The sequence below is a fragment of the Anoxybacillus sp. TBDG-1 genome (genome assembly GCF_054815885.1).
On the sequence record NZ_JBTZSY010000001.1, the window covers coordinates 167136 to 176180 of the forward strand.

General features: G+C 41.4%; 12 protein-coding genes. 11 read left to right on the forward strand and 1 reads right to left on the reverse strand.

Annotation, left to right across the window (positions count from 1 at the left end):
* Window positions 1-68: 68 nt before the first annotated feature.
* From ACYQY7_RS00810 to ACYQY7_RS00860, 11 genes are all read left to right on the forward strand, one after another.
* Window positions 69-335 carry an IreB family regulatory phosphoprotein gene (locus ACYQY7_RS00810; RefSeq protein WP_461200278.1) on the forward strand — a complete coding sequence of 89 codons (267 nt, stop codon included), beginning with the start codon at window positions 69-71 and terminating at the stop codon, window positions 333-335.
* Between the two features lie 4 nt (window positions 336-339).
* Window positions 340-762: a Holliday junction resolvase RuvX gene (ruvX, locus tag ACYQY7_RS00815; RefSeq protein ID WP_461200264.1), complete on the forward strand. Its 423-nt coding sequence runs from the start codon at window positions 340-342 to the stop codon at window positions 760-762.
* Window positions 763-767: 5 nt separating this feature from the next.
* Window positions 768-1061 carry a DUF1292 domain-containing protein gene (locus ACYQY7_RS00820; RefSeq protein WP_461200265.1) on the forward strand — a complete coding sequence of 98 codons (294 nt, stop codon included), beginning with the start codon at window positions 768-770 and terminating at the stop codon, window positions 1059-1061.
* 86 nt (window positions 1062-1147) lie between these two features.
* The gene (gene mltG / locus ACYQY7_RS00825) at window positions 1148-2230 is read left to right on the forward strand and encodes an endolytic transglycosylase MltG (RefSeq protein WP_461200266.1); all 1083 of its coding nucleotides are present in this window, start codon (window positions 1148-1150) and stop codon (window positions 2228-2230) included.
* A gap of 109 nt (window positions 2231-2339) precedes the next feature.
* Window positions 2340-2987 (forward strand): O-methyltransferase, encoded by a 648-nt coding sequence (locus ACYQY7_RS00830; protein ID WP_461200267.1) that lies wholly within the window; start codon window positions 2340-2342, stop codon window positions 2985-2987.
* 1 nt (window position 2988) lies between these two features.
* Window positions 2989-3918, forward strand: a complete 930-nt coding sequence (locus tag ACYQY7_RS00835; protein WP_461200268.1) for a peptidase U32 family protein — start codon at window positions 2989-2991, stop codon at window positions 3916-3918.
* Between the two features lie 17 nt (window positions 3919-3935).
* The gene (locus ACYQY7_RS00840) at window positions 3936-5189 is read left to right on the forward strand and encodes a peptidase U32 family protein (protein WP_461200269.1); all 1254 of its coding nucleotides are present in this window, start codon (window positions 3936-3938) and stop codon (window positions 5187-5189) included.
* A 1-nt stretch (window position 5190) separates the two neighbouring features.
* Window positions 5191-5826, forward strand: a complete 636-nt coding sequence (udk, locus tag ACYQY7_RS00845; RefSeq protein WP_183241097.1) for a uridine kinase — start codon at window positions 5191-5193, stop codon at window positions 5824-5826.
* Between the two features lie 93 nt (window positions 5827-5919).
* The gene (gene greA, locus ACYQY7_RS00850; protein ID WP_009361671.1) at window positions 5920-6396 is read left to right on the forward strand and encodes a transcription elongation factor GreA; all 477 of its coding nucleotides are present in this window, start codon (window positions 5920-5922) and stop codon (window positions 6394-6396) included.
* A 47-nt stretch (window positions 6397-6443) separates the two neighbouring features.
* Entirely contained in the window at window positions 6444-8189 is a 1746-nt protein-coding gene (locus ACYQY7_RS00855) for a peptidoglycan D,D-transpeptidase FtsI family protein (protein WP_461200270.1), read from the forward strand.
* Window positions 8186-8776 (forward strand): YrrS family protein, encoded by a 591-nt coding sequence (locus ACYQY7_RS00860; protein ID WP_461200271.1) that lies wholly within the window; start codon window positions 8186-8188, stop codon window positions 8774-8776. The genes ACYQY7_RS00855 and ACYQY7_RS00860 overlap by 4 nt, the downstream gene beginning before the upstream one ends.
* A 4-nt stretch (window positions 8777-8780) precedes the next feature.
* Here the strand turns inward: ACYQY7_RS00860 and ACYQY7_RS00865 are convergent, their stop codons facing one another.
* Complete coding sequence (locus tag ACYQY7_RS00865; RefSeq protein WP_461200272.1) at window positions 8781-8984, reverse strand: DUF2536 family protein; 204 nt, start codon at window positions 8982-8984, stop codon at window positions 8781-8783.
* Window positions 8985-9045 lie beyond the last annotated feature (61 nt).

Here is a 9045-nt window from a genome sequence, read left to right on the forward strand (position 1 = left end):
CGTGTACAATGGATGTAAGGATGGATATGCCAGATTTCGTGGAACGTGAGAGTGGGGTGCAAAAGACGGTGAGTTCGTTTGATAATACAATGCAATTTAACTTCTCGGAAGAACCGATGGATGCCGATGTTCGGGAAGTGTTGCTTACCGTATACGACGCATTACAAGAAAAAGGGTATAACCCAATTAACCAAATAGTCGGCTACTTATTATCTGGTGATCCAGCTTACATCCCTCGCCATAAAGATGCCAGAAACTTAATTCGTAAAGTCGATCGCGACGAATTAATTGAAGAATTAGTGAAATTCTATTTACGAACACATCGCGAGGAATAGCCACATGCGTATTTTAGGATTAGACGTCGGAACGAAAACGCTCGGCGTTGCTGTAAGCGACGAGTTAGGATGGACGGCTCAAGGCATCGAGACGATTCGTATCGATGAAGAAAACGGTGAATATGGTTTTGACCGTTTGCGACAATTAATTGAGCAATACGCGGTCGAGGAAATCGTGGTCGGATTTCCAAAAAACATGAACGGCACGATCGGACCGCGTGGTGAGGCGACAAAACGCTTTGCAGAACAAGTGAAACAAACGTTTTCACTTCCTGTCGTGCTGTGGGATGAAAGATTGTCCACGATGGCTGCAGAGCGCATGTTGATCGCTGCGGATGTTAGTCGAAAAAAGCGAAAACAAGTGATCGACAAAATGGCCGCAGTGATGATTTTACAATCGTATTTGGATCATAAACAATTGAGGTGAACATGATGGAACACGGTGAAAAACACATTACAGTCGTTGATGAAGACGGCAACGAGCAACTTTGCGAAGTATTATTTACATTTGAATCTGAAGAATTCGGAAAATCTTACGTTCTGTACTACCCAATCGGCGCGGAAGAAGATGACAACGAAGAAATCGAAATCCACGCATCTTCCTTTACTCCTGGAGAAGATGGGCGAGCAGGAGAATTGCAGCCGATCGAAACAGAAGAAGAATGGGATATGATCGAAGAAATGTTAAACACATTCCTCGGTGAAGAGGAAGAAGCAGAAGAATAAGAGGCTGGCTATACGTCAGCTTCTTTTTTTATTTATGTCATGTCATTATTTGTAGTATAATGTCAAAAGTGAGGGGAGGATGACGCATGTTACAAGAACACGAAGCGCAAACGGTGCGGAAAATTGTCTTATATATTACAGCACCTTTATTATTGCTTATGATTGCTGTATGCATTGGCTTGTTTGTATATATTCGTTCTGCCTTGCAGCCGGTTGATCCGAACGACAAAACGCCAATTCAAGTAGAAATTCCAATCGGTTCATCGGTGTATACGATTGCGAATGTATTAGAAAAAAACGGTGTGATTAAAAATGCGACCATTTTTCGTTATTATGTGAAATTTAAAAACCACGCCGACTTTCAAGCAGGCAATTATACGTTTACAAAAGCCATGACGTTAGATCAAATTGTTGACAAGTTAAAAACAGGAAAAGTCGTCAAAGAAGCGAAATTAAAAATAACGATTCCAGAAGGAAAACAGCTGACGCAAATTGCGACAATTATTTCGCAAAAAACAAGCTATTCATCAGAAGACATTATGGCGAAATTAACGAATCGTGCCTATATTGATGAGCTTATAAAAAAATACCCTTCTGTTTTAACAACGGATATTTTAAATAAAAACATCCGTTATGCGCTTGAAGGATATTTATTTCCAGCGACATATTCGTTTACAGAAGAAAAACCTTCGCTTGAAGAAATCATTGAAACGATGATCACCAAAACAGAAGAAGTGTTGGCGAAATATACAGAAGATATGGAAGCGCGTGGCATGACGGTTCATCAACTGTTAACGATGGCATCACTCATTGAAGAAGAAGCAACGGAAAAGGCAGATCGTGAAAAAATTGCAAGCGTGTTTTACAATCGATTAGAAAAAGGAATGCCGCTCCAAACTGATCCAACTGTTTTATATGCGCTCGGCAAACATAAACAACGTGTATATTACAAAGACTTGGAAGTAAACTCACCGTACAATACGTATATGTATAAAGGACTTCCGCCAGGGCCGATTGCGAATGCAGGGGAAATGTCGCTTCACGCTGCTCTTCATCCAGCGGAGACAGATTACTTTTACTTTTTAGCTACACCGGCAGGAGAAGTGATTTTTACAAAAACACTTGACGAACATAATCGCGAAAAGGCAAAATATATCGGAAAGCAATAAAACGTTCGCATTTTGTTTTGATTTATGGTAGTATATATAAAGTTATGGATCGTGACGAAACAAGAGTTCAACTCGTTTGAACTCTTGTTTTTACGAGGAGGACGGTTTGTTGGTAAATCAGGAAATTATTCAATATGTGGAATCATTACTTCCTAAAAAAGAAGAAGCAATCGTAGCGATGGAACAATATGCGCGTGAACACGGTGTTCCAATTATGGATGCGCTCAGCATCGAAACGATGTTGCACATATTAAAACTCATCCATCCGATGCGCATTTTAGAAATTGGCACAGCGATTGGCTACTCTGCTATTCGGATGGCGAAAGCGTTGCCGAATGCGAAAATTGTGACGATCGAACGAGATGAAGAACGCTACAAACAAGCGCTTATGTACACGGAGCAAACGAATACGAAAGAGCAAATGACGCTACTGTTTGGTGATGCCCTTGACATAAACAATGAAGTAAAAAAATATGCTCCGTTTGACGTCTTGTTTATTGATGCGGCAAAAGGACAATATCGCCGCTTTTTTGAGTTGTACGAGCCTCTTTTAAGTGAAAAGGGGATTATTATAACAGATAACGTATTGTTTAAAGGACTTGTCGCCACAAATGAACCGATTGAACAAAAACGCATTCGTCAGCTCATGAAAAAAATTCAAGCGTATAACGAATGGTTGATGGCGCATCCGCGCTATGAAACGATCATCATTCCGATCGGTGACGGAATGGCGATATCGAGAAAACGAGGTGAGTAAAATGAAAAAACCAGAATTGCTTGTTACGCCAACGAGCGTTGCCCATATCGAACAACTCGCCCAAGCAGGAGCAAATGCGGTCATCATTGGTGAACAACGATACGGCTTACGTTTAGCAGGCGAATTTTCACGGCAAGATGTGGCAGATGCGATGCAAGTTGCTCGCAAGTACGGTGTGCGCGTATATGTTGCGATGAACGCGCTTTTTCATAACGATAAAGTCGATGAACTAGGTGATTACGTCCGTTTTTTAGCAGAAGAACAAGTGGATGCAATCGTATTTGGCGACCCAGCGGTTCTAATGACGGTACGAGAAGTGGCACCGCATATGAAACTTCATTGGAATACGGAAACGACAGCAACAAACTGGTATGCGTGCAACTATTGGGGACGAAAAGGAGCGAAACGTGCTGTTCTTGCCCGAGAATTAAATATGGAAGAAATTATTGATATTAAAAATCATGCGGAAGTGGAAGTTGAAGTGCAAGTGCATGGCATGACGTGCATGTTCCAATCGAAACGTTCCCTCATTGGCAACTATTTTGAATATCAAGGAAAGTTTATGGAAGTACAACAAATGAAATATGCAAAAGGGCTCTTTTTATACGATAAAGAGCGCGATAACAAATACCCAATTTTTGAAGATGAAAACGGTACGCATATTATGAGCCCAAACGATATTTGCATTATTGACGAACTAGAAGACATGATTGACGCAGAAATCGATAGCTTTAAAATTGATGGCGTCCTTCATGACTCGAGTTATATTACAGAAGTAACGAAACTGTATCGACGCGCCATTGATTTATGCGTAGAAAACCGCAGGCAATACGAAGAAGAAAAAGGCGAGTTGTTTGCGCGCATTGAAGCGATTCAACCGAAACATCGTCCGTTAGACACCGGCTTTTTCTTTAAAGAAACAGTATATTAAAAAAAGGAGGGAGACATATGAGCATATCACAAATCATCGATGGCAAGCGTGTCATTGTGAAAAAACCAGAGCTGCTCGCTCCAGCCGGCAACTTAGAAAAGCTAAAAGTAGCGGTTCATTACGGGGCAGACGCTGTGTTTATCGGTGGACAAGAATACGGTCTCCGCTCAAATGCCGATAACTTTACCCTTGAAGAAATGGCGGAAGGTGTGCAATTTGCAAGTAAATATGGGGCGAAAATTTACGTGACGACAAACATTTACGCCCATAACGAAAACATTCCTGGTCTTGAAGATTATTTACGCGGTTTAGAGCGCGTAGGTGTGCACGGCATTATCGTTGCTGACCCGCTTATTATTGAAACCGCACGCCGCGTTGCACCAAAACTTGAAGTACATTTAAGCACTCAACAGTCGCTCACGAATTGGAAAGCAGTACAATTTTGGAAAGAAGAAGGACTTGAGCGCGTCGTTTTAGCCCGTGAAACTAGCGCAGAAGAAATTCGTGAAATAAAAGAAAAAGTCGATATTGAAATCGAAACGTTTATTCACGGTGCGATGTGTATTGCGTATTCGGGTCGATGTGTATTAAGCAATCATATGACCGCGCGTGATTCTAACCGCGGTGGCTGTTGTCAATCGTGTCGCTGGGATTACGATTTGTACAAGCTCGAAGGAGATGAAGCGCTGGCGTTATTTGACGAAACGGACGATCCATTTGCGATGAGCCCGAAAGATTTAAACTTAATCCAATCTATCCCGAAAATGATTGAACTTGGTATTGATAGTTTAAAAATCGAAGGGCGCATGAAGTCGATTCACTATGTGGCAACGGTCGTTAGTGTGTATCGAAAAGTCATTGATGCCTACTGCGCAGATCCTGACAATTTCGTCATTCGAAAAGAGTGGCTAGATGAGCTCGATAAATGTGCGAACCGCGATACAGCACCAGCCTTTTTTGAAGGTGTTCCGGGCTATAAAGAGCAAATGTTTGGCGTCCATAGCAAAAAAACGACGTACGATTTCGTCGGTCTTGTGCTTGATTATGACAAACAAACAGGCATCGTGACGTTGCAACAGCGCAACTTCTTTAAACCGGGTGATGAAGTTGAATTTTTCGGACCTGAAATTGAAAACTTTACACAAGTTATTGAAAAAATTTGGGATGAAGAAGGAAACGAGCTCGATGCTGCACGTCATCCGCTTCAAATTGTTCGTTTTAAAGTCGATCGAGAAGTTTTCCCATACAACATGATGAGAAAGGGGCACTAACATGAGGAAGAAACCGGTTGTCATCGGAGTTGCAGGAGGCTCCGGTTCGGGGAAAACGACCGTTACAAAAGCGATTTATGAACATTTTCAAGGACATTCTATTTTAATGCTTGAACAAGATTTTTATTATAAAGATCAAAGCCATTTACCTTTTGAAGAACGATTAAAAACAAACTACGATCATCCACTCGCTTTTGACAATGACTTGCTTATTGAACATATTAATAAACTGTTGAATTACGAGCCAATTGATAAGCCTGTATACGACTATACGCTTCATACGCGCTCAAACGAAGTCATTCGCGTCGAGCCGAAAGATGTTATTATTTTGGAAGGCATTCTTGTATTAGAAGATGAACGATTGCGCAACTTAATGGATATTAAAGTGTACGTCGATACAGATGCGGACATTCGCATCATTCGTCGCTTATTGCGCGACATTAAAGAACGTGGACGCACGCTTGAGTCCGTCATTGAACAATATGTGAACGTCGTGCGTCCGATGCACAATCAATTTATCGAGCCGACGAAACGGTATGCCGATATCATTATCCCAGAAGGCGGCCATAATCATGTTGCCATCGACTTAATGGTTACAAAAATTCAAACGATTCTTGAACAAAATTCTATTTTGTAATACCATAGCATAGATAATATGTAAACTTTTTGTCTTTTGTACGAACAGCTCGTTCGTACATTTTCCATACATAAATAAAAAGGAGTGAATGACATGTCAATGGAAAAAGAATACCCAATGACGAAAGCTGGGAAGGAGAAACTCGAGCAAGAACTTGAATATTTAAAAACGGTGAAGCGAAAAGAAGTGGTAGAGCGCATTCAAATTGCGCGCAGTTTCGGTGATTTATCCGAAAACTCGGAGTACGATGCAGCAAAAGATGAGCAAGCGTTCGTTGAATCACGCATCCAAATGCTTGAAAATATGATTCGCAATGCGAAAATTATTGAAGAAGATTTAGAAAGCACAGACGTCGTATCGCTCGGAAGAACAGTGACATTTATCGAGCTTCCAGATGGGGAAGAAGAATCGTATACGATCGTCGGTAGTGCAGAAGCGGATCCGTTTGAAGGAAAAATTTCAAACGATTCCCCGATTGCTAAATCGCTTATCGGCCGCCGTGTTGGTGAAGAAGTGACAGTTCATACGCCTGGCGGAGACATGGTTGTAAAAATCGTTGCGGTAAAATAGGTTTTAAAATGTAACACCTCGTCGACAATAAAGACGAGGTGTTTTTTATGATAAAAAAACGGATGTTCATCATATTAACAATCATTCAACTAGCCATATTCAGTTTGATCGGTCGGCTCGTTCAACTACAACTTGTAAGCACCGAGTCGTTTCATGGGATCAATTTAATTGAAGCGAGCGTCGCTCAACGAACGGAACAGCTTATTATCGATGATGGGCGCGGGATGTTCGTCGATCGCTATGGTCAGCCGCTTACGTATGAGTATATTCCAACGCTCGTCTTATTTCCGTTTTTAAAAAAAATGGACTGGCCGATCGATCAAATTGCAGCGATCGTTTCCATGCCAAAAGAGACGATCAAACGACAGCTTGAAGAGGCGAGGGATCCAATCATCTTGCATAATGGACAACGACCCATTCAGCTTCAACCGTGGCAAATGGAACGGATTAACGAGCTGCATATTCCCGGTGTCATCGCTGTTCATAAACAATACGAGCTAAAGGAAAAATACGCTCAACATGTGATCGGTTTACTCGGTGAAAATGAGAAATTGCTCATGGAACGCTACGGCGATAGAAAATTATCAGCAAAAAAAATAGGTATATCTGGATTACAAAGTTCATTTGACGAGTTTTTAATTCCTGATGGAGAAACGAAGCTACTGTATCACGTAGATGCGCGCGGTGAACCGCTATTTGGCATGGATGTGAAATATACAGAGCAAGCAAATCCATTTTATCCGATTACGGTACAAACGACGATTGATCGTACCCTGCAACAGCGTGTTGAACAAATTGTAGCGCAACATGGCATGCAAAAGGGGGCTGTCGTCTTACTTGATGTCAAAACAAATGACGTGCTTGCTTTAGCGAGCGCTCCGACAATTGATGAACGAAATCCGTATAAAGACGAAGCGGCACAAAACAAAGCGCTCCTTCCTCAAGTGCCGGGTTCTGTGTTTAAAGTAGTCGTTGCAGCAGCAGCACTTGAAAACGGACTTATTCACGGACAAACGTTTAACTGCGATCGAAAAATTAACGGTGAGCCAGAAGAAAAAAAGAAAGGCATGCGCACGTTTGAAGAGAGTTTTGCGATCAGTTGTAACAGGACGTTTGGAGAGTTAGGAAAACAGTTGATTGCGATAGATAAAAATGTGTTTGAGACATATGCTCAAAAACTTGGATTGTTGCCGCGCGTTGGTTGGGAGGGAGATGTATATCACTTTCCATCGTTTCGCCCGCTTCATGAAGAGAAAAAAGGGAAGATTTGGGGAGATGAACGTGATAAACATATTCCGCTTGCCGTCGCGCAAACGTCCATTGGACAAAAAGATGTGCGCGTTTCACCGCTTGCGGTAGCGAATATGATGGCAACGATTGCTCGGGGCGGTGAAGCAAAACAAGTACGAATCGTTCAAAAAATGATGTATAAAAACGGTACAACGTTTTTCACTTTTGATGAAAAGCGATTAACAACCGATTCTTTGCACAAAGAGACGATCGGTAAATTACAAGAGCTGTTACAACTTGTTGTGACACATCGAGAAGGTACAGGTCATGCGTTTCAATCATTGCCTTATGCCGTAGCAGGAAAGTCAGGAACAGCAGAAACGGGGAAAGAAAAACTCGTAAACAAATGGTTCGCAGGTTATTTTCCCGCTGACCGTCCAAAATATGCGCTCGTTGTGGTACAATTAGAAACAGCATCAGCTGCCTCTGTCACGAACGCCATTTTTACCGATATCGTTCGTGCAACATATGAGTTGGAACAGAAAGGGATGAACGAAGAGTGAGCAGCCGTTTTGCGAAACGTTCAAAACAAAGAAGAGTAAATCGTATATTGAACACGTTCATTGCGGTCGTATTTGCGCTTATTTTATTTTTCGGATGGAAATGGTTGTTTGCTAACGACCGTTCGGTAAAAGAAACAAACACATCTCCGCAACCAGTTGAAGTCGAAACAAACGAAAGAGAAACGAATGAACAACCATCAGAACAACCATCAAAACAACAAGAAAACAATGAGCAAGCAGAAGAAACCGTTGTCGATGATCCAAATTCCAATGTCGTTCGTGAAATCGTCAATCCGTCATGGCAGCCGATCGGTACAACACAATCGGAACCGCATGTAACAACGTACGATAAAAACTCGGTTGATTGGAAAGAAATGATTGATGCGATTAGTTATGCGACACGCATTTCTTCTTCTGATTTGATCGTTTGGTTTATCGGAAATGGGGGAAGCCCGAATCATGCTGTTGCTACTGTTTCTAAAAAAGATAAAACGGAACATTATAAAGTGTTTATCGAATGGGTGACAAATGAAGGGTGGAAACCAACAAAAGTGCAACAATTAAAAGAAATAGAGCGTCGTCCGTGACGCTCTATTTTTTCGCTTTAAAATGCACCATCGCGCTATAAAGGAGCTGTCCGTTTTCTAATCGTTGCATTTGATATGATACGTGATGTACTTCAAGTAAAATCGCTTTATTATGTTCAATTTGTTCATTGATTTTTTTCTCTAACGTCGCTAAATCGGTCGCCTCAAAACATTCTACTTTATCTTGGATTAAATCAAACGTGATCATCGTCCTCCGTTACAGAAAACTTACAAAACTTTATAAATAATCTATTCATTATTTATAAAGT

Excerpts from the sequence above, each read along its gene's own strand:
- ruvX (WP_461200264.1), top strand. The coding sequence starts at position 340 with ATGCGTATTTTAGGATTAGACGTCGGAACGAAAACGCTCGGCGTTGCT.
- ACYQY7_RS00820 (WP_461200265.1), top strand. The coding sequence starts at position 768 with ATGGAACACGGTGAAAAACACATTACAGTCGTTGATGAAGACGGCAAC.
- mltG (WP_461200266.1), top strand. The coding sequence starts at position 1,148 with ATGTTACAAGAACACGAAGCGCAAACGGTGCGGAAAATTGTCTTATAT.
- ACYQY7_RS00835 (WP_461200268.1), top strand. The coding sequence starts at position 2,989 with ATGAAAAAACCAGAATTGCTTGTTACGCCAACGAGCGTTGCCCATATC.
- ACYQY7_RS00840 (WP_461200269.1), top strand. The coding sequence starts at position 3,936 with ATGAGCATATCACAAATCATCGATGGCAAGCGTGTCATTGTGAAAAAA.
- udk (WP_183241097.1), top strand. The coding sequence starts at position 5,191 with ATGAGGAAGAAACCGGTTGTCATCGGAGTTGCAGGAGGCTCCGGTTCG.
- greA (WP_009361671.1), top strand. The coding sequence starts at position 5,920 with ATGTCAATGGAAAAAGAATACCCAATGACGAAAGCTGGGAAGGAGAAA.
- ACYQY7_RS00855 (WP_461200270.1), top strand. The coding sequence starts at position 6,444 with ATGATAAAAAAACGGATGTTCATCATATTAACAATCATTCAACTAGCC.
- ACYQY7_RS00865 (WP_461200272.1), bottom strand. The coding sequence starts at position 8,984 with ATGATCACGTTTGATTTAATCCAAGATAAAGTAGAATGTTTTGAGGCG.